The organism is Lysinibacillus odysseyi 34hs-1 = NBRC 100172, assembly GCF_001591965.1.
GTDB classification, from domain to species: Bacteria; Bacillota; Bacilli; order Bacillales_A; family Planococcaceae; genus Lysinibacillus_B; species Lysinibacillus_B odysseyi.
Window position 1 is genome coordinate 1 of the sequence record NZ_BCVX01000014.1, and the last position, 21,319, is coordinate 21,319.

General features: G+C 41.3%; 18 protein-coding genes. 1 reads left to right on the plus strand and 17 read right to left on the minus strand.

Annotated elements, in window-relative coordinates; translation table 11 throughout:
* Window positions 1-285: 285 nt before the first annotated feature.
* From BOD01S_RS19375 to BOD01S_RS19385, 3 genes are read right to left on the minus strand one after another with little or no spacing between them, the layout of a single operon-like run.
* Entirely contained in the window at window positions 286-1,740 is a 1,455-nt protein-coding gene (locus BOD01S_RS19375) for a M20 family metallopeptidase (protein WP_088321770.1), read from the minus strand.
* Window positions 1,737-3,029 (minus strand): amidohydrolase, encoded by a 1,293-nt coding sequence (locus tag BOD01S_RS19380; RefSeq protein WP_036152540.1) that lies wholly within the window; start codon window positions 3,027-3,029, stop codon window positions 1,737-1,739. Before BOD01S_RS19380 ends, BOD01S_RS19375 begins: the two co-directional genes overlap by 4 nt.
* A gap of 12 nt (window positions 3,030-3,041) precedes the next feature.
* Complete coding sequence (locus BOD01S_RS19385; protein WP_036152529.1) at window positions 3,042-4,577, minus strand: AbgT family transporter; 1,536 nt, start codon at window positions 4,575-4,577, stop codon at window positions 3,042-3,044.
* A gap of 99 nt (window positions 4,578-4,676) precedes the next feature.
* Between BOD01S_RS19385 and BOD01S_RS19390 the strand changes: the two genes are divergently transcribed.
* Window positions 4,677-5,993 carry a hypothetical protein gene (locus BOD01S_RS19390; protein ID WP_036152526.1) on the plus strand — a complete coding sequence of 439 codons (1,317 nt, stop codon included), beginning with the start codon at window positions 4,677-4,679 and terminating at the stop codon, window positions 5,991-5,993.
* A gap of 184 nt (window positions 5,994-6,177) precedes the next feature.
* On the opposite strand, the gene BOD01S_RS19395 is transcribed toward BOD01S_RS19390, so the two are convergent.
* The 14 genes from BOD01S_RS19395 to BOD01S_RS19455 form a co-directional block, all read right to left on the minus strand.
* On the minus strand, window positions 6,178-6,612 hold the full coding sequence (locus BOD01S_RS19395; RefSeq protein ID WP_036152523.1) for a RicAFT regulatory complex protein RicA family protein: 435 nt from the start codon (window positions 6,610-6,612) through the stop codon (window positions 6,178-6,180).
* Window positions 6,612-8,144 carry a tRNA (N6-isopentenyl adenosine(37)-C2)-methylthiotransferase MiaB gene (gene miaB / locus BOD01S_RS19400; RefSeq protein ID WP_036152520.1) on the minus strand — a complete coding sequence of 511 codons (1,533 nt, stop codon included), beginning with the start codon at window positions 8,142-8,144 and terminating at the stop codon, window positions 6,612-6,614. The genes BOD01S_RS19395 and miaB overlap by 1 nt, the downstream gene beginning before the upstream one ends.
* Before the next feature lie 69 nt (window positions 8,145-8,213).
* Window positions 8,214-8,558, minus strand: coding sequence for a hypothetical protein (locus tag BOD01S_RS19405; RefSeq protein ID WP_036152517.1), 345 nt, complete (start codon window positions 8,556-8,558; stop codon window positions 8,214-8,216).
* A 36-nt stretch (window positions 8,559-8,594) separates the two neighbouring features.
* Complete coding sequence (locus BOD01S_RS23100; protein WP_143815067.1) at window positions 8,595-8,846, minus strand: hypothetical protein; 252 nt, start codon at window positions 8,844-8,846, stop codon at window positions 8,595-8,597.
* Window positions 8,847-9,176: 330 nt separating this feature from the next.
* Window positions 9,177-10,631, minus strand: coding sequence for a methyl-accepting chemotaxis protein (locus BOD01S_RS19410; protein ID WP_036152514.1), 1,455 nt, complete (start codon window positions 10,629-10,631; stop codon window positions 9,177-9,179).
* Between the two features lie 182 nt (window positions 10,632-10,813).
* Entirely contained in the window at window positions 10,814-11,680 is an 867-nt protein-coding gene (locus tag BOD01S_RS19415; RefSeq protein WP_036152511.1) for a 2-oxoacid:ferredoxin oxidoreductase subunit beta, read from the minus strand.
* Window positions 11,680-13,410 carry a 2-oxoacid:acceptor oxidoreductase subunit alpha gene (locus tag BOD01S_RS19420; protein WP_036152508.1) on the minus strand — a complete coding sequence of 577 codons (1,731 nt, stop codon included), beginning with the start codon at window positions 13,408-13,410 and terminating at the stop codon, window positions 11,680-11,682. Before BOD01S_RS19420 ends, BOD01S_RS19415 begins: the two co-directional genes overlap by 1 nt.
* A 323-nt stretch (window positions 13,411-13,733) precedes the next feature.
* Window positions 13,734-14,000: a stage V sporulation protein S gene (locus tag BOD01S_RS19425; RefSeq protein WP_036152505.1), complete on the minus strand. Its 267-nt coding sequence runs from the start codon at window positions 13,998-14,000 to the stop codon at window positions 13,734-13,736.
* A gap of 133 nt (window positions 14,001-14,133) precedes the next feature.
* On the minus strand, window positions 14,134-15,054 hold the full coding sequence (locus tag BOD01S_RS19430) for an ABC transporter ATP-binding protein (protein WP_052124744.1): 921 nt from the start codon (window positions 15,052-15,054) through the stop codon (window positions 14,134-14,136).
* Between the two features lie 11 nt (window positions 15,055-15,065).
* On the minus strand, window positions 15,066-15,869 hold the full coding sequence (locus tag BOD01S_RS19435) for an ABC transporter permease (RefSeq protein ID WP_036152501.1): 804 nt from the start codon (window positions 15,867-15,869) through the stop codon (window positions 15,066-15,068).
* Window positions 15,866-17,143 carry a nucleotide sugar dehydrogenase gene (locus tag BOD01S_RS19440; RefSeq protein WP_036152499.1) on the minus strand — a complete coding sequence of 426 codons (1,278 nt, stop codon included), beginning with the start codon at window positions 17,141-17,143 and terminating at the stop codon, window positions 15,866-15,868. The genes BOD01S_RS19435 and BOD01S_RS19440 overlap by 4 nt, the downstream gene beginning before the upstream one ends.
* 13 nt (window positions 17,144-17,156) lie before the next feature.
* Window positions 17,157-19,274, minus strand: a complete 2,118-nt coding sequence (locus BOD01S_RS19445; RefSeq protein WP_036152496.1) for a DUF6270 domain-containing protein — start codon at window positions 19,272-19,274, stop codon at window positions 17,157-17,159.
* Window positions 19,275-19,311: 37 nt separating this feature from the next.
* Window positions 19,312-20,331: a hypothetical protein gene (locus BOD01S_RS19450; protein ID WP_036152494.1), complete on the minus strand. Its 1,020-nt coding sequence runs from the start codon at window positions 20,329-20,331 to the stop codon at window positions 19,312-19,314.
* Window positions 20,315-21,295: a glycosyltransferase family 4 protein gene (locus BOD01S_RS19455; protein ID WP_244887332.1), complete on the minus strand. Its 981-nt coding sequence runs from the start codon at window positions 21,293-21,295 to the stop codon at window positions 20,315-20,317. The genes BOD01S_RS19450 and BOD01S_RS19455 overlap by 17 nt, the downstream gene beginning before the upstream one ends.
* Window positions 21,296-21,319 lie beyond the last annotated feature (24 nt).

A 21,319-nucleotide genomic window follows, 5' to 3' on the forward strand; every position in this document is an offset into this window, starting at 1 on the left:
CCAAAAATGCCGATTATTTTTATCTACACCACTTCATAAATTATGTATATTTTCGGTTCCAATATAAAAAGCAGCCTCTGAGAAAATCTCAAAAGGCTGCTATACGGGATACATAAGTAATCGACCGTAGTCATTTTTTATATTAGGTAAAAATAATAAAGTTTTAGGTCCTTGCCTTTGCGGAAATCAAGCTTTTATTAAGGCTTGGCGGCAAAGCTAGTTTTCTATGCACTGAATTCAAGAAATAATGGAGATTTAATTATTTTTTTGCGAAATCCAATCTGCCTATTTATTCATATTTGGTTTAATATAGGCCGGAATTGGATTGACATACTGATTGTTTGTTTGCAATTTATGCTCTTTTTTTGCTTGTTCGATTAGATTTTGATCATATAGTAGATCAAATGCTGTCATCGCCATTACTTTTGCTGCATAAAGCAGCCCTTTATGCGCCAGACTTGTTTTCCCCTGTGAGACGAGCTGCCATGTATGAAGCGGTGTGCCGAATACGAAACATGGTGCAAAAAATTGAGCAGTCGGTACTACCCAGCTGACATCCGCTACGTCTGTAGAGCCTGCCATTGAATCCTTTGAAAGCTCATAAGGGATGATAGCATTAAAGAATGGACCATCCATCGCATCTAATGCGGCTGACATATCCGAAGAGCCCGCCATGCTGATTACATCCTGTTTTGCGGCAGCCAGTTCGTTCGGTGTTAACGTTTGCATCATCTGATTAGCATATACAAGCTCTTCTTCCGTATAGGAAGGTAGACCAACCGCTTCTAAGTTTTTATATAATAATCGATTAACCGTATCATTCGGCACATAGTTTGAACATGCTTTATCAAACTTTACCGTAAGATTTGTTTCTGTCATTAATGCTGCACCTTCAGCAATTTTTAACACGCGTTGATAAATTCCATCTACCTCTTTAATATCCTTGCCCCTGATTAAGTAAAGCACTTCTGCCTGTGCCTGCACAACATTCGGTGACATACCCCCTGTATTTGTCACCGCATAATGAAGTCGTGCGTTAGACGGGACATGCTCACGCAAATAATTGACGCCGACATTCATCAGCTCTACTGCATCTAGTGCACTTCTCCCCAGCTCCGGAGAAGCAGCAGCATGTGAGGCAATACCTTCAAACTCAAAATATACTTGATAGTTGGCCAGAGAAGAATAATTAAAAATACTGGCATAAGAGTTTGGATGCCATGTTATAGCAATATCCACTCCTTCAAATACACCCTCACGTACCATAAATGTTTTGCCGGAGCCGCCCTCTTCAGCCGGACATCCATAATAATGAATCTGTCCCTTTATTAATCCGGCATCAATCCATTCCTTTAAGACAAGTACAGCTCCAATGCCTGCTGTCCCAAGCATATTATGCCCGCACCCATGACCATTGCCGCCATATACATAAGCCTCGCGATTTGGTGAAGCTTCCTTTTGGTTTAATCCTGGCAATGCGTCATATTCTCCCAAGATGCCGATGACTGGTCCTGTACCTCCATATGTTGCAACGAACGCAGTTTCTATACCACCGATGCCCCTTTTTACAGTAAAACCATTTTCCTTAAGATACGTCGTTAAAATATCGACAGATTGATATTCTTCAAAGCGGGTTTCAGCAACTTCCCAAATACGGTCCGATAACCCAATGATGTCCTTCTCATATTTCTCTATTAACAATTCAAGCTGCGCTATCATTTTTTCTTGTGTAGCTGTCATTTACTCGTCTCCTTAGATAGGCTGATCAATGTATTTAACCATATTTCGATGGCAGGCAGCATATCTTCCTCGTCTATATCAAAACATTCATGATGATGGCCCACCGGTAAATGTGTGCCCATAATGGAGTATGTTGCCTGCCCCCCGCGGTCCTGCACTTTTTTCATTAAAAATGTCGCATCTTCGGATCCGGCCTTAAATGTCTCGTAATCTATATATTTTATATTTAATTCATTTGCTGTTTTGGCCAACACAGCTGCAAGTGACGCATCAGATGGCACACTAATGGCACTGCCAACCTTTTTATATGAAACTTCCACATCATACATTTTGGCAATTCCTTCAAATACATCCAGCATTTTTTCCTCATAGTAATTTACTATTTCTGTTGTCTCACCACGAAGCTCCAATTGCATATGTGCACTTGAAGGAATAACATTGCGCCCTGCACCTGCTTGCAGCGTTCCTACATTGATACGACTTGCTCCTCCGCTATGATGCGGCAAGGCATGTAAGGCAAGTGCAGCCTGCGCACTTGCAAGCAATGCATTTTTTCCTCTTTCCGGATAGGCGCCTGCATGAGCTGCTAATCCACTTAATGCAACATCATATTTGGACGTGGCAAAAAATCCATCCGTCCCGGCGATAAATAAACCCTTTTCCACGCCTGTACCGATATGCATGGCAAATAAATAATCTATGTCACATAATAAAGGTGATTCTACAAGTGCAGCTGCTCCACGTACACCTTCCTCGGCCGGCTGGAATATAATTTTCACTTTTCCTTTCAACAGATTCCGGTGCACCATAATTTGTTCCGCCAAGCCAAGGCCGATAGAGGCATGACTGTCATGTCCGCATGCATGCATAAACCCGTCATACTCGGAACGGAACCCTTCCTGCTGTGGCACATGATGGCTTTCTTCTGATTCTCTGATCGGCAGCGCATCAATATCTACACGGAATGCTACAGTCGGACCAGGTATGCCGGTATCCAACACAGCAATCGCCCCTGTGTAGCCGCCTTCCATTTTAGCAAGCCACTTTTCATTGGCACCAAGCTTTTTGGCACGCTCATAAAATAGCTGAATTTCTTCTTTTGAAGGTAAGCCCAGCCTCTCTCCTATACCGATGTCTTGACCTACAAAAACATCGTAGCCCAACGATTCAAGACGATCTGCAATTTGGGCAGTCGTGCGAAATTCCAGCCATCCCGGCTCCGGATAACGATGAAAATTACGGCGCCAGGCTGATAAATTTTCTATATAGCTTACAGGAATACGGATCATTTTATCTTCCTCCTAGTTATTTAATAAATAATATACATCCGGTCCAATCGGGAGATTGAATAGGGCGAAAACTAATATCAAAATAATCCAAGAAACCAAGAAAACAATAGTATATGGAATCATTAGAGCCATAAGTGTACCGATACCTGCTTTTTTGTTATAAACCTGCATAAATCCTAGGATAATCGCAAAGTAAGTGTTTAAAGGGGTCACCATATTAGTAGATGACTCTCCGACACGATATGCTAACTGGATAAATGCCGGATGATAGCCGAGCACCATAAAGGTTGGTACAAAGATAGGTGCAACAAGTGACCATAATGCCGAACCGCTAATAATAAATAAACTTAACAACGCTACTAATAAAATAAATAATATAATAGCGAAAATATTCGTTAGATTAATAGCTGTTAAAAAATCGGCTAAATGTACTGCTGACCATGTAGCAATGTTCGTCCAGTTGAAGTAGCCGATGAATTGTCCGATAATAAAGATAAGAACAATATAACTGGACAAATCTTTAATGGCTTCTGCCATAATGTTCGGAATATCAGCAGTTTTCTGTATTTTTTTGATAGAAACACCGTATGTAATCCCTGCTACTAAGAAGAAGCCAAACAAAATCGGCACTATTCCCGATAAGAACGGGGAACGTAAAATGGTACCGTCTTCATTTAAAAGAGGGGAATCCGGCATTACAATTAACCCGATAATTACTGCAACATAGAGAAGTACAGCAATCCCTGTATTACGCAGCGCCTTGTTTTCAAGCGGCGACAATTCTTTATTATCTGCTTTTTTCTCACCTTTATATAAGCCTAAGCGGGGCTCAACGAATTTATCTGTTACAAGGGCCCCTAAAAATGCTAATAAAAATGTGGAAACGCTCATAAAGAACCAGTTATCTAACGGAGTAACTATCATATCGGAATTAATAGATTTAGCTATTTCCGTTGTAATCCCTGACAATAATGCATCTGTACCCGCGATCAAAATATTCGCTGTAAAACCGATTCCTGCCCCTGCCAAGCCGGCTGCCAAACCAGCCAATGGATGACGTCCCAACGTTAGAAATACGAGAGCAGCAAGAGGTGGAATGACTACAAATGCTGCATCAGAAGCAATATTACCTAAAATACCAATAAAGACAACCATAAACGATACAATACGTTTTGGTGTTTTCGTAATTGCCTTTGTCATTAAGGCAGAGAAAAGACCTACTTTTTCAGAAAGACCAATCCCCAACATCATTGTCAGGACTAAACCTAGCGGCGCAAATCCCGTAAAATTTGTTAAAGTATTAGAGAGAATATATTGTATTCCTTCTTTTGACAGTAAGCTTTTAACAGCTACCTCTTCCCCAGTAGATGGATGTAATACTGTAGCCTGCATCGTTCCCAAAATAAATGAGATGACTACTAAAATAAGAATTAAGTAAAAGAACAGCATGAAAGGATGAGGTAGCTTATTTCCGACTTTTTCAATTATGTTTAGAAATTTATTAAAGCCCCTATTGTTTTTTTGTTCAAAATCATTTAAAGTTTCCATTTATCCGCCTCCTTTTTAGACACGTTTTTACAATGTCTTTAAATAAGATTAAACTAAATTGAATTATCCGACAACTTTTTTTTTAAGAAAGGACCTATTATGTATAAAATTTGCGTATTTTCTACGGAATATTCCTATAGATGGATAAAAAAAATTTACAACTTAAATATTGAAGAGATAGAAATCACTATTATTAAATATGAAAATCTATCTAATTTAGAAGAGTTATTTAAAGAGCATTATCAATTTTATGATGGTGTAATTTTCAGCGGACAAATTCCCTATTTGCACATCAGAAAAAAACTTCCTGAAGAGTTTTCAGCGCTGCCTGCTTTATTTACCGATATTACGGAGCGTGATTTTTATTGTAAATTAGCAGAAACCCAATATTTATATCCGGATTTCAATTTCAAGGAAGCTATTATTGACTTTGTTTATGAAGAAAATAATTACTTAGGGTTGAAGGAATGGCTGCGGACCGAAGATTTCCCCTATACCTTCACTGACACTATTCAATTATTCGGGGAGCCAAATGTGTATGAATTAGTGAGCAAATGCCATCTGGAGCTTATCGAGGAGAAGAAAGTAAAATATTGTTTTACGCGGCTTACAAACTTATATACGTATTTTGAAGATATTGATTTAACACCGATTTTGGTCGTACCGTCAGAAAAAAGCATCGAATCAACCGTTCAAAAATTGATTAAGGAAATGGAACTCGTTAATTTGAAAAACAGCCAAGTAGTATGCGGGCATATTCAATTCCCGGTTCCGGAAAATGATTTGCTGGAAATTGAATATCGTCAAATTGCCTTATATAAAGCAATTTTGGACTTTAACAGAAAATTCGGCTTCTCTCTAATTACATACCGTTCTGCCATTCATTATGAAATTATTACGAATTACTCAGACTATATCGAGATCACCAATAATGAAACGAAATGCTCACTGGCAAGTTTTTTACGCTCTCAGCTGCCCTTTAAGGTGCGGATTGGCTGGGGAATCGGGAAAACATTAGCAAATGCACAAATCCAGGCTGAAAAAGCATCAGCTTATGGAAAAGAGAATGTTACGGAAAGTTATAGCTTAAATAAAGAAGACCATCTAATCGGGCCATTGGAAGGGGAAACCTTCTTAAAAATCCCGGAAACGATCATTACGAGACTTGAGGAAATTTCTGTAGAGACTCAGATTTCATTATTTCACCTGCAAAAAATTCATAGCATGATCATCACATTAAAAACCAATACATTTACGGCTGAGGAAATCAGCTCCCATTTATCAATCACCGTCCGGTCAGCTAATCGTATACTAAAAAAACTGGAACAGCATGCCTTCGCCAAAATCCAGAAAGCCCAGCTTAAAAACCATAGTAAAGGCCGGCCAAAAAATGTTTATTTACTTGATTTTGATTAATATGCTACAAAAAAGAAATTACCTGAAAATTGGTATATTCAATTTAGTTGCTGAGTATTGGACCTGATTGTGACGTTGTCAAAAAATTTCCATAAACTATTTCATTTTACTTATATCTTGGATCTCTAAACAGCTATAAATAAGAATATCCCCTGCAATCAAACAGATTGCAGGGGATATTTTATTACGAGCAGCTTCCCGCCTGGCTGTTGCGGACTTTAGAGCCTGTTTCGCCGCGCAGCACATCGCCGCCTGTCGATTCAATAATTTCATTTGTTACGTTATTTGCAATTGTATTGGATACAAGCTGCAGCAATTCATTTACTTCTACTTGTGATTGCTTAAACTGTTGGACTAATGGTACTTGATCGATCTCTTCTTCAATCGTTGCGATTTTTCCTTCAATCATTTTCAGCGCCTTTTCTTTGCCAAGATGCTGGAAATTGACAGCTTGCTTTTGCAAAGTTTTTAGAGATGTAATTTTTTCACGTATTTTTTGATTTTCATTAATTTGCTCTTCTGCTTTTTTGAAGAATTCTACTTCTTCTGTGTTGGCAATCATATGCGCGATTTCTTTAGCTTTTTCTACGATTTCGTCTTTTGTATACACCTTTGTCATTATACATGCACCCCTGTTTGTTTAACCACTTCCACGAATTCACCACGAAGAGAGTACGACTTCGCTTCCATGATTTTTACTTTTACAATTTGACCAACTAGCTCTTTTGGACCGGCAAAGTTTACAAGCTTATTGCGGCGGGTATAGCCAGCTAGAACATCATCCCGCTTTTTACTGCTTCCTTCCACAAGGACTTCTACAATTTGGCCCTCATATTTCTTTAAGGCGTTTGCCGAAAATTCTGCGACAACAGCATTCAGGCGTTGTAGACGTTCTTTTTTCACATCTTCCGGTACATTATCTACCATCTTAGCAGCTGGTGTACCTTCGCGTGGTGAGTAAATATAGGTAAAGGCCATTTCAAAGCCTACTTCACGGTAAAGATCCAGTGTTTCTTGGAATTGCTCTTCCGTTTCGTTTGGATAACCAACGATAATATCCGTTGACAATGCCACATCAGGCATCGCTTCTTTGATTTTTCGGACAAGATCCAGGAAATGTTCACGTGTATATTTACGAGCCATAATTTTCAAAATATCGTTTGAACCAGACTGAACCGGCAGATGAATATGTTCTACCAAATTTCCTTTTTTCGCCAATACTTCGATCAAGTGATCATCAAAGTCACGCGGATGGGACGTTGTGAAACGGATGCGCGGGATATCAATTTTACGCAGCTCATCCATCAGATCTCCAAGCCGATAGTCGATATCGGCAAAGTCCTTGCCATAGGCGTTTACATTTTGGCCAAGCAGCATAATTTCCTTATATCCTTGTGCAGCCAGCTCACGTACTTCCTGTATAATTTCTTCCGGACGACGAGAACGCTCCTTGCCTCGTGTATAAGGAACAATACAATATGTACAGAACTTATCGCAGCCGTACATAATATTTACCCATGCCTTAATGGAGCCGATTCGCTTCTTCGGAAGGTTTTCAATTACATCCCCTTCTTTTGACCAAACCTCGACAACCATTTCCTTCGACATATAGGCTTCTTTTAAAATATGCGGCAGGCGATGGATATTGTGTGTCCCGAACACCATGTCCACATGCTGATATGTTTTTAAAATTTTATTAACAACCGATTCTTCCTGTGACATACAGCCACAAACACCGATTAACATTTCTGGATTTTTTCGTTTATATTTCACAAGGAAACCAAGTTCACCAAACACTTTATTTTCAGCGTTTTCACGAATAGCACATGTATTCAGCAAAACAACGTCAGCTTCTTCGATTTGCTCAGTAGGTTCATAGCCAAGCTGCATGAAAATACCAGCCATTACTTCTGTATCGTGCTCGTTCATTTGGCAGCCATAGGTACGGATGTAAAATTTGCGTCCCTGCCCCATCCCCAAGAACTGTTCATCGATGGCAAAGTCTTTATGGTACTTCACTTCTTCTTTCCCGCGTTTTTTTGCATCCTTTAATGATGGCGCTGTAAAGACGCGCTCGAAATATTTGCTATAGTCCTTTTCCTGCTTTGGTTGATTTACTTGCTGACTAGCTAGTCGTTGTTCTTCATTCATCGACTAAAGCTCCTTTCATTCAAATACCCATTGAACTATTATAGCGAATAGTCCTCCCCCCCGACAAGCTTAGCGTATGAATTGTTGGTAGCTGTCCGGGTCATTTGTCCGTAAAATTGTAAGAAATGTGACAGCAAGACGTACGGTCTGTCCCCAGTTCATCTTGTAACGTGCTTCAAATTCAAACTTCGGGAGGCTGATAACATCTCCCAAAAGTTGCTGCGGCTCAATCTGCTTTTCCTCCAAGTAAGCGAGAAATGCCAAAAACAGCTTGTGATCTTCAACATGAAGATGCTTCGTTTCAATTAAAGCATCCAGCCTTTCATCAAGCGAATGTGCCTTTTGAAATAGCTGTAGTATACGTGCTTCTTCTTTTTCATTTTTATATTGCAGGAAATCGAGAATGTTTGTCATATGTCTATTCCTCTTTAGATAATGATTTCGCCGACCTTAACGGTGATTTCTCCAAACATCTTCCGGAATGAAATATCGCCTGGATTTGGTATTGCCATCATAGTAAAATTCCGCTCTAACTAGTAACTTATTAGCGACATTTTTACTTACAATGAAGAAGAAATCCCTCAGTTCCTTGCTCGTTATGCATTCGCTAACAAGCAGCCTGTAATCATGCACCCCTTTTAAAAAGGCCTCGCGTGATGCATGCCCGCTTCTGCAGACAAATTTCCCTCGCTCATAGCGCATTGCTTCCTCGCACGTGCACAGAGCCCCTCACTGAATTAATGCTTTCCCGAAAGGATGCTGGCATTTCTTTGGGTGATGATGTGCCGACAGTTCATTCCTTACTAACGATACCACACTTTCCAAAACTTGCACCGGATAAGTATTGGTTCATTCCTGCAGTGTAAAACCCAATAATTAATTTCGACGACAGCTTCCTTTTCATCATCGCTGTGCCTTTTTTGCCCATTGTACAAAGGAGGGGCTGAAAGATCTATACATTACTTAAAAATTTCATTCTGGGGTAATGCACAGTAAAACCCCCTCCGTCTATTCGAGCGGAGAGGGTTCAAGTTATTCTGTAGTAAACCTGCTTACTGCATGGAGGAGAGATTGCGTGTTCTTGGAAATCGACATGATTTGTGTATGAATATCTTCGGTTGCGGCAAGCTGCTCATTTACTCCCGACGCAATAGCCGCAATCCGATTTGCATTTTCATCTGTCCGCAATGTGATTTCATGGGATGCCGTTGCTACATTTTCGGTATAAGTATAGACCGATTCTACGATGTGTGCGACGTGCCTCAGCTGTGGGGTAACGTCCTTTACTTGGGATGAGATAGTCTCAAACTTGGCAGCCATTTGTTCGGTAGCAGCACTTCCATCAGCTACACATTCCTGAGTCTCCTGCATTTTAAATACGGCCTTTTCACATTGCTCCTGTATCGTACTGACAAGTGCAGACACCACTTTTGTTGCCTCAATCGAATGGGCCGCAAGCTTTTTCACTTCATTTGCCACAACTGCAAATCCTTTGCCCTGTTCTCCGGCACGGGCGGCTTCAATCGAGGCATTCAATGCGAGCAGGCTCGTCTGGCTTGCAATGGATTCAATGAGATCGACTGCCTGATGAATATCCTTCGATTTTTCCTGAAGTTCATCCATGACAGCCGTAGCGTCGTATGTTACCCGTTTTATTTGCTGAATAGCGCCTATATTTTGAGCAATCAAACGGCTGCCTGAAACTGATTCTTCATAGGTCTTCTCCATATTCTCTTCTACTCCATCGATCTGGTTTTTAATTTCCTCCATATGAATAACGACCTTCCGTACTGCTTCATTATTATCAATGAGCTGAGCCGCTGTTTCATTTACGGTTCTTGTTAACTGCTCTGTGTCCGTCGTAATATGTACCGCAGCCTTTGTTGTTTGCTTAGAAGATTTCTCTAACTTCCCATTTGATACTGCAACCGAGTTTGCACTTGTCTCTACTACCGCAATAAGCTGCTGTAGATTGTGGACCATTTCATTATAATAACGCATCACTTCTCCAAGCTCATCCTTGCCATTATATGTTGCAAAATGGCCAAGCTTCCCCTGCTGTGTAAGCTTTAATAGCTTTTTGAGCTCCATTGCCGGTTGATGGACTGCCCTAGATGCACTGAGTGCAAAGTACATTACGAGGACTACCATTACCGCGCATACAGTTAAAATGAGCCAGTAACCACGCTGAACATCTTTCCTATAATCATTTACCTGCTTCTCAGCCCTTTCCAAAATGTATGCCTCTACCTCTTCCACAGGTGCTTGCCCATTTTGAAAAAAAGCCATTTTGGAGTCGAATTCAACGAGCTTCTCTTCATGATAAAGTGCGTTCAAGGAAAGAAGTTTTTCCTCATACATTGTTTCTGTGCTGCGTTCCATCTTCCGTAAATAATCCATACTGAATACGGCAAGTAAAATATTCGAAATAATGCAGACAAACATCAGTACGGTCAATCGGTCTTTCACTTTTATGTATTTTCGCAAAGCCTAGCCCCCTTTGGCTTGAGCATAGCAGATGACTTTAAACGAATTGCGAACCGGGTGTAAATTCTATGTAAAAAATTAATCCAAAAGAATCAGTATTAAAAATGATAGTAAATAATTAGCCCCATTACTAAAAACCCGCCATGCCGATTGTTGGCATAGCGGGTTAAGATGTATTCTTCTTACATAAATTCCTTCACTAATAGATCGAATTGTTCTTCACTTAGAGAAATATCGATATCTGTCAGCGGAAGCTCTGAATAGCCCTCCACTTTTTCTTGATAAGACTTTGTTTCCTGGTCATGATAGATAATTCCTGTTACTAAACCTTCGTGCTTCATTACTGTTTGCATCGCTAGCTCGCGGTTTGTATGATCATAGCCTTCAATATCGGCAAGCTTTGTCAGGTTCTCTTTGAACCAGTCATATGTGTTCACCTTGTTGTATGTCACACATGGAGAGAATACATTAATGAACGAGAAGCCTTTATGGTTCAGACCTGCTTCGATCATTGCTGTTAACTCTTTAATATCAGTAGAGAAACCTTGCGCCACGAATGTAGCTCCTGCAGTAAGGGCTACTTCCAGTGGTTTTAATGACGGCTCGATTGCTCCGCCTGGTGTTGACTTCGTGATGAAACCAGCAGCAGAACGCGGAGATGTTTGTCCTTTTGTCAGACCATAAATTTGGTTATCCATGACAACATACGTAATATCGATATTACGGCGGATTGCGTGGATTGTATGACCCATCCCGATCGCAAAGCCGTCGCCGTCACCGCCTGATGCAATTACCTTTAAATCACGGTTGGCCATTTTCAGCCCTTGGGCAATCGGCAGCGCACGGCCATGGATACCGTGGAAGCCATAAGAATTAATGTAGCCGGAGATACGTCCTGAACAGCCGATCCCTGAAATCACCGCAAGCTCATGTGGTTCATAGCCGACATTAGCTGCTGCACGCTGAATTGCTGCCTGTACGGAGAAATCTCCGCACCCAGGGCACCAGTTCGGTTTTACACTGTTACGGAAATCCTTAAATGTAGCCATTAGATTTCCTCCTTCACTAGATTTGTTAATTCACGCGGCAGGAATGGTGTACCGTCGTATTTTAATACATTGCGGATTTTACCATGTCCGCCGATAGACATTTTCATAATGTTCGCTAATTGGCCTGTCGCGTTATTTTCTACAACAATGACCTTTTTCGCGTTATTTACTAATGCGCTCATTTCCTCTGCTGGGAATGGATGAATCAAACGAATTTGCGCATGATTGGTTTTAATCCCCTCTGCGTTCAGTGCATCCTGTACTTCCTCAAGTGCTCCGCGTGTTGAATTAAAGCCAACTAACAGAACATCTGCCTCTTCATGTGGCGCATTTACATGCACCGGATTGTCAAAACGAAGGTGCTGCAGCTTGCGGAAACGCTTATCCATTTGTGTACGGCGGTTGCCTGTCGCTTCAGATGGTTTCCCTTGCTCATCATGCTCAACCCCTGTTACGTGGTGAATACCGCCCAGTTTACCCGGCAGCACACGCGGCGAGATACCATCTTCTGTATTTTCATAACGCTTAAAGTAATCTTTCGACTCTGTATCTTCGGGAATCACTATTTTACCGCGGCGGATTTCAATTTTACTGTAGTCAAATGGGTCAACGGATTGCTTCCCAAGTGATAATTGCAAGTCCGTTAATAAAATAACCGGTAATTGCAATTCTTCTGCAATATTAAATGCCTGGATTGTGTCATAGAACGCTTCTTCCATTGTCGATGGAGCGATAATGACTTTCGGGATTTCTCCGTGTGTGCCGTAGACCATCGCCATTAAATCCGACTGCTCCTGCTTTGTCGGCAGACCTGTCGATGGACCGCCGCGCTGTGTATCGATAACAACAAGCGGCTGCTCTGTCATACCTGATAGACCGATTGCTTCCATCATTAAGGATAAACCAGGACCAGCAGATGCTGTGAAGGCACGGACACCGCCATAGTTTGAACCGATTGCCATTGTAGCTGCCGCAATTTCATCCTCTGTTTGGATGACTGTGCCGCCCACTAGCGGAAGCTTTTTAATCATGTATTCCATGATTTCTGAAGCTGGTGTAATCGGATAAGCTGCCATAAAGCGGACACCTGCTGCAAGAGCACCTAATGCAACCGCATCATTACCGATCATGAACATACGGCGCTTGCCGTCTGCTGGAGCAAGCTCCCAAGAACCTACACGGTCACCGATTTGTTCGGCAATGGCACTTCGTCCGCGCTCGATTGCCTGCATGTTTTTTGCAACGACTTCTTCCCCTTTACGGCCGAAGATATCTGTTACAACATTCTGGAATACTGCTTCGCTTAAGTTCATTAACGCAGCAGTCGCACCAATCGCCACCATATTTTTCATCAGTGACGTACCAAGCTCAGCTGCGATTTCCGTGAACGGCACCGCATAAAGAGCTGCCTTGCAATCTTCCGGATTTTTCGGGTCGAACTTTGCATCCGCCAAAATAATACCGTTTTCTGTTAATTCCGTATAGTTGACGTCAATTGTTTCTTGATCAAATGCAACTAATATATCTAAATCATCCGCAATGAAGCGTACTTCTTCCGGACGTACTGTAATCTTATTATTCGTATGGCCGCCCTTAATACGAGAAGAGAAATGACGATAGCCGTACAAATGATATCCTAAACGGTTCATGGCCGTTGCGAAGATTTCACCCGTCGACTCAATCCCTTCACCTTGCTGCCCACCGACTTTCCATGAAAGCTGATGTAACATTTCAACATCTCCTTAAAAAACAATTTATATATGAATTTCCTTCATCAGTTTAACATGAACGAGTGGGCTGTACTATTGAAAATATCCGTTTCTACAAAAATTTCAGTCCTAAGTAGTAGGATAAGGCCTACCGCTCACAGTATGGAAAAAGGAAGGTTGATTATATAGTAGAATAGTATTTTCCTCCTTATGAAAAAAAGAAACGATTTCCCCTTAAAAAGGAAATAATCATGCCCCCCTATCCTCCAGTATTAAACCCCCGGCTGAATCATGAACAAATAAAAAAAGCCGGCCACCGAAGCAGCCAGCATACATTTCATATTTTATCGATTTCGTTTTTCAACAACCAATTTCAATGCTGTGCGGTCCTCGCCTGCGATCGTAATATCCGCAAATGCCGGAGCACAAATTAAATCCGTTCCACTTGGTGCGACAAATCCGCGTGCTATTGCCACTGCTTTTACTGCTTGATTTAATGCCCCAGCCCCGACTGCCTGCATCTCGACATACCCTTGCTCCCGAATGACAGCAACTAATGCACCTGCAACCGAATTTGGATTAGAGCGAGACGATACTTTTAATGAATCCACAACTATTCCTCCCCAATTAGCTTTATATACGGCTAACAAATTTGTTGTCCGATAGCATAATGTATGCGGAAAAAAAACGAAATAGACATGCTTTCACGAAAAAAATCGGCCGCTCTCCCCATCATGATAAGCTTTATACATTCCATAACATGAGAAAAGCAGAGATAAGTGCCGCTACATACAGGACAAATGCAGTCGTATATTCAATAGCCTTTTTCCAACCGCCGCCCTGTGGCTTTTGCCGCGGCTCCTTTTGTACAAGCGGCTCATATTGTCTCTTTAAGCCAGCCTCCTTGAACAGTTTCTTATCCCCATTTGGCATAGCATTGAAATCCTTCACATAACGGGTATACTCATCAAGAACAGCTGCTGACTCGCCGAACTGCCTTACCTCTCCATATTCAAGCCAAAGTACTTTATCGCAGAAGTTTCGGACCTGGCTTTCCGAATGGCTAATGAAAAAGATGGTCTTTCCTCTTTCCTTAAACTCATTCATCTTATCTATACATTTTCGGTAAAATGTCTTATCACCGACCGATAATGCTTCATCAACAATAAGAATATCCGGATTTGTATGGATAGAGATAGCAAAGCCTAGTCTTGATTTCATCCCGCTTGAATAGTTTTTCACCGGTTGGTGTATGAAATCTCCTATATCTGCAAACTCCATAATACTTGGCATGAGCCGCTGGATTTCCTCGTTATTAAGTCCGTGCATCAGACATTTCATTTTAATATTATCTATGCCGCTCAATTGATTATTCAAGCCAATGGCAATCGCTATAAGGGACGGCTCCCCATTGATGATGACTTCACCCGTAGAGGGGGGAATGATTTGGGCAACCAGGTTGGACAAGGTAGATTTCCCGGCCCCGTTCAACCCTACGACCCCTACTACTTCCCCTTCATATACCTCAAAGGAAATATGGCGGAGGGCATGGAACTGTTTTGCCTTCCTGCGGTTGAACAAAAATAATTCTTTTAATTTATCAGACTGCTTATTATAGATTTTGTAAGACTTACTTACATCTTTAAAAATAACTTTCGGTTCCAAATAGAAACCCCCTACATCAAATCAACAAAGTGATTTCTGAATTTCACATGCAAACTGCTGGCTACGACAAGGAGCAATAATGCTATACTCCAAAAATAAACCGTATAGGTCATATCCTCAAAAAACCATGTATGGCCTATGATCGATGCTCTTACTCCCTCAATAATGTAGAAAAAGGGATTTAGCTTCAGGAAAACAATAAGGACTGCATTTAAGTTGCTCATATTCCATAAAATCGGCAGAAGGAACATCATAAACCGCACAATAGACTGTACAACGAGTTGTATATCCCTTGCGACAATGGACAGCGTGGCAGTCAGCAGCGTCACACTGTAGACGAGCACGGCCATACACAGTAAATAATAAGGGAGCTGCAATATATAAATACCTGAAAATACACCATTTACAATCACTAATATAATACCGATTGTCATCATGACGACAAAAGGGACAACATTGTTGAGCATAGCGATGGTCGGCAGTATACTGACCGGGAACTTCATCTTAGACACCATATTGATTTTACTTGAAATACTTTTCGTTCCTTGATTCAGCACCGGTGCTATATACAGCCATGGAATGAGACCTGTGATCAGCCAGAGGAAAAAAGGGACATCCCCAACCGGCGATCCTCCCCTGATTCCCAGTCCGAATACAAACCAATAGACGCTGATTTGCAATAAGGGATTTAAGAACTGCCACAGCCCCCCTAAATAATGGGACTGATAGCGGCTTTTAATATCGTTTACACTTACCCGGAAAATCAGCCGTATATGACTAACTTGTTCCTTTAGGACTGTAGATAAAGCGATCATTGCATCACTGGTTCCTTCTTCATCGCCGCGTATAGATTGCCGTAGTTGTAATAGTCAATACCTTCCTCTACAGCATTCACAATATTTTTCGTATCGAAAATCAGCTTGTTCTTCATACCTGCCAGGTCAATATTTGTAAACTGTTTGAATTCATTGTGATCTGCCAAAATCAGTACTAGATCCGAATCAGCTACTGCTGTCGATAAGTCCTGCTCCACCCATGATTGGCTGACGTGCGGGTCATAAGCGCGCACTTCGAACTTTCCTTCAGTACGTAATAGGTTATAAATATCCATCGCCGGACTTTCGCGAATATCATCCACATTTCCTTTGTAAGTTAAACCGAATACTGTCACTGTTTTTCCATCACGAACTTCCATTAGCTCATTTACTTTCTCGACAACGTATTGTGGCATCGATACGTTAATTTGACGGGATAAATTAATTAATTTTGCTGTCTCCGGCGCCTTTGCCACGATAAAGTAAGGGTCTACTGCAAGACAGTGCCCGCCAACACCCGGACCGGGTGTGTGAAGATTTACACGTGGATGCTTGTTCGCCATCTCAATTACTTCCAGCGCATTAATTTCCAGTTCATTACACACTTTTGCCAGTTCATTAGCCAACGCAATATTTACATCACGGAATGTATTTTCCATAAGCTTGGACATTTCCGCTGTCTTTGCATTTGTACGAATGATTTCTCCTTTTACAAATGTGCCGTATACGCGGGCGCCTGCCTCTGTGCAAGCAGGAGTGATTCCGCCGACGATACGGTTGTTATAGATTAATTCATGCAGAATTTGACCTGGTAATACACGTTCAGGACAATGTACAAGGTAAATATCCTCCCCTACGGCAAACCCCGCCCCTTCAACTAGCGGCTTAACGAAATCATCCATGCTGCGGGGACCGATTGTCGACTCCACAATGATGACATTACCTTTTTCCACAAGCGGCAGTACTCGTTTTACCCCATCCAATACGTATGTAAGGTCACATGATTTATATTGGTCATCATTATTTGGAGTTGGGACAGAAATGATGAAGGCATCCGCTTTTTCCGGCTCCATCGATGCCTTGAATGTATTGCTTGCGATTACCTCTTCTAAAGCCTCCTGCAATCCCGGTTCCTCAATATGAATGCGGCCGCTGTTCAATGAATCAACCACCGATTGCTTAATGTCAACCCCTACTACCTCTACTCCATGCTTAGCAAACATGATGGAAGTTGGCAGCCCAATATATCCTAATCCGATTGTACATAGTTTCATTGCGAAATCTCTCCTATACATTTACAGTTAACGTGTAATTTTTTTTGAGCGTTCCTCTTTTTACAAAGACCACGCATTTAGCCGTTTCTATTTCTTCACCTTGTGTTACAGGAAATTGGAAGTTTGTATTGCCGCTGTACCATTCCTTATGGATGACCTTATCATTGATGATGATATAGTAAGCATACGATGCATCCTGCAGCGGTCTATTAACCTGCACATTCAGCTTGTCTTCATTAAATGTGACAGATGTATTGTCCTCTAGATTTTTCAGCAGCCGTATAAACCTGGCTTCCTCCAATTCTTCGTTAACAAGTTCATATGATCTTTCAAATCGATTATTAAACTGGTCCCTTAACTGGATCGTCAGTGTATAATCTGCCCTGCCAAATGGAAAGGAAAAAGCCTTTTCAAATGTATGCAGGACAATCTGCTCAGGCTTTTCCTTGCGTGAAATACGGGCCGAGGTCATCCAGCCGTCATTGCAGCTAATACGAAACTGTACAGAAGAGCCACCCAGCTGGATTGATGCCTGTTCTGTCGCATCTTCTGCTCCTGCCAGTAAACTAAAACCCGTATCCTGAAATTCGGGATATGCCGCAGTTTCTCTAATAAAAGACAGCCATCGATCCAATATATCTTTTAAAGCCGGGTCATTTTCAATAGAATACAGCAATGATAAGCACTCTGCATTTAGTAAATGGAAGGCGGCACTATATTCGGGCAAATTGCCGTCATTCAAAACATGATGCAGGTTTTCGGCTGTTACCCCTTTTACTTCGTATAGTGGCAGCACCTTTATCAATTGCTCCTTTCCCTCTTCATAAAGAGCTGCATACCGCGTATCTTTTGTATACTGCCATACATCGTGCAGGGCAAATACAGCCATGACATTTGATGGTAAATCAAACAAAGGTTCCTCATAATAGAGCGTTGTATACAGCTCATAGTCCGCCAGCGGCTGTTTACACGTATAAAGCATCTTTACCAGCTGCTGAACCATCTCTTCATATTGCCGGCTTCCTACGAGTAAATCACGCCGTACAAGGAATGTAATCAGCAGTCCTATTAAATAGGAAGAATTTCTAAATATATCTTTTACATTTTCATCCTTCATTCGGTCCAGCAGCTCGGACAGTTTTGTATCAATTTCCTGAAAATTTTCTATTTTATGCTTTTGAACTGCATCGTTTAATTGAATGAAAAGATACTGTAACGTTTGATTCATTTCCTTGAAGAGGGAGATCTCCTCAAAATAATCACAGCTCCCTATATCTGTTCCGTGCTCTCCGGTGAATATGCCGCCATTCAATGTTGGTACACAGTTTTCTCCAGATTCGATACGTGTATGAAAAAACAACTGTACGATTCTTCTATTGATTATTTTTTCATAGCTGGAAGAAATCCATGTATCTGTCACGTGTGAGAGCTTTTGCAGCAGACTATGATAGTAGCGGTCTTCAAAATGGTAAGGAGCTAATCCCCATTTATGATCAGCGCTCGCATAATAGCCGTCATCCGTCATATCGATAAAAATAAACTCCGGGAAATGCTCCTCGACAAATGCATAATAATCCGCCAGTTCTTCATTCCGAAGCTTAATTTCTCCTACATTCGGGAATTCCTTTACCGCTCCGTCCACATCAAGATAAAAATGCCGCCATTTTGTTTTATGAAGGATAATATTGTTCCCAAAATACTTTTTTAATTTTTGAAAGAACTGCAGTGCATGTTTCTTCCATAACTGCTGTATCTCGTCATCTAACTTTTTGATAATTTGATAGTTTTCTAACTGATCAAGCACCTTGGATTTCACCAATTCATTTGAACGAGTGATATAGGCATCCCCAAGCTTCACCAAATTCAAGCGTTCCGAAATAAAGTCGATTACTATAAATTGGCCTTTTTTCTTCTCAAGCTCATTGAAAAAGGTTTTGGAGATATCCCGCGTGACACATCTTTTTTGAAAGCTAGATGCCAAATCAATCAAGGAATGATCGATCTCTGCAGCAGGTGACATCATACTGACGATAGATGTGCGTGCGAAATATTCGCTCAGTTCAAAGTTGTTTGGTGCACAGTCCAGTACATCCCTTGTTGTACAGCCGCCTAATATGGTTAAAGACGTCATCTCTCTCCGCCCCTTTCCTACCTTTTCTTCCGTTTTATCAATCAATTTTCTGGAATGTCCCAGAAGCGATGTTTACTTCATACTCACTGGATTTTTGATAAATAATTTGGTTCTGAGCATCTTTAATGAATGCCACAAAATGGTAGCAGCCCGATTCCACTGCTATAAAACGCAGCGTAGGACTATCTGTATAAGGAAAGGTCTTCACACGCTCCTGATCCTTAAAAATATACCAGGCATATCTGACTTCCCGATTGCTCTGTGTGCTGAGCAAAAATTCATGCTGGCTCTGTTCTACTTCAAATGATGTAATTTCCAGCGGGTCTTCCAGATAGGGAAGCATTTCCTTCAACTTGGAAACAAGTAATTTCTGATAGAAGCTTACCTCCCCGTGATTTGTAAACTCGCCGACATCCAGCCCGCATGAGAAGCCGTGTTTTTGCAGGTGATCGATAAAAGGAAGAACATGTCCTTTATAATGGTGATCTCCACGTCCCACGTGGATAAGCATTTGCGGCATCTTCTTTGCTGTCCTTACAAGATCAAATAGAAGATCATTACAAAAGGCAATATCATCCTGTGAGGTTCCTCCCGCTATGTACTCTAATGTCGGATATTCCCCGACATTGTATAAATAACGCCCTAAATACGTCTGTGGAGCGGCGACAATCGCATGACCAAACCCGTATTTAATAGAATAATACAAGGCGGCATAGCCCCCCTTGCTTGAACCACAGCAGATAATGTTGTCATCCTCTATCCCGTTTACTGAAGCAATGTGCCGGATTAATGCATAGACTGTTTCTTCCACATCGAATACTCTGTTTTCTCCAAGATAGTAACAGCCCCTGCTGCCATAATCATCAAGAATGTACAGTTTGTTTACATCCGCATGTTGTAATGTGCGGATATAGTTATAAGCGGGTGGTGTCCCAATTGGATTAAAACCTGAAAACATAACAATGAGATGCTCGGTTTTCTGCCTGGAGGGAATAAATAAATATTTAATTTTCCGCTTGCCATTAAAAATTTGTTCATTTTTAAGAAGTGCTTTCATACTTTTCACCTGCTGTCTTATTCGGATTTTGTCTGGTCAATACTGCTTCTATTTCCTTACAAATGATATCTAGACCATAATTCGAGGATACAAACCCTTTGAGCATACCGGCATCAACCAGTTGTTGTTCCAGGATTGACTCTACTGCTTCATCGTGCGTTTCAAAAATGAACTGATGCGGGAAAATCGTATTCACTCCTTCTCTTCTCAGTACAACCGGAACTGCTCCCGAAGCCATTCCTTCAATCGGGGCCATATGAAAGCTTTCGTAATCACTGACCGAAAGGACATAGCCGACATTTTGCAGCCACTCGGCTACATCCCCCCATCCTTCAAATACTACGTTCTTTTTATAATCTGCTTGTTCGATGCGCTCAAAAATACTCTCATAATACTCACGCTGCTCGGCATTATCCCATATCCAGCCGAAATCTTTTGGATGTTTACCCTTAATAAACAACTTGTAACGGGAATCCTTTGCATACAGCTTCTCAAAAATATCGATTGCCCGGTCCAGACGTTTTAACTTCGGCACATAGCCGATAATACCAATGTGAAAGTTTGACTTCGCCTTTTTTGGCTTGTTGAAACGCTCCGTATCAATAGCATTGAAGATTACCTTCATTTTTTCCCTTGGCACTTTGGCAACACGATAAAATTCTTCATATATATAAGGAGAAATGGCGATGCACATATCAATTTTTGTGTAGTCGAACATTTTCACATACTTCGTATCCATTTCAAAACGGTGCAGGCGCACGATTAGTTTTTGGTGTTCTTTCTTTCGTTCCTGATACCAAATGACGTTCCCGAGCCCCCATTCACAGAACAGAATATCTGCCCATTCCAAAATTTCCAGGCTTCGAGCTTCATTATGTGCTTCATGCCCTTGCCATTCGTCTTTCTTCACTTCATATTCTGAGTGGGCTTCAAAATGGTCGATAATATGATTGATAAATTTCAAGTCATGTCCTATAAAAGCTATTTT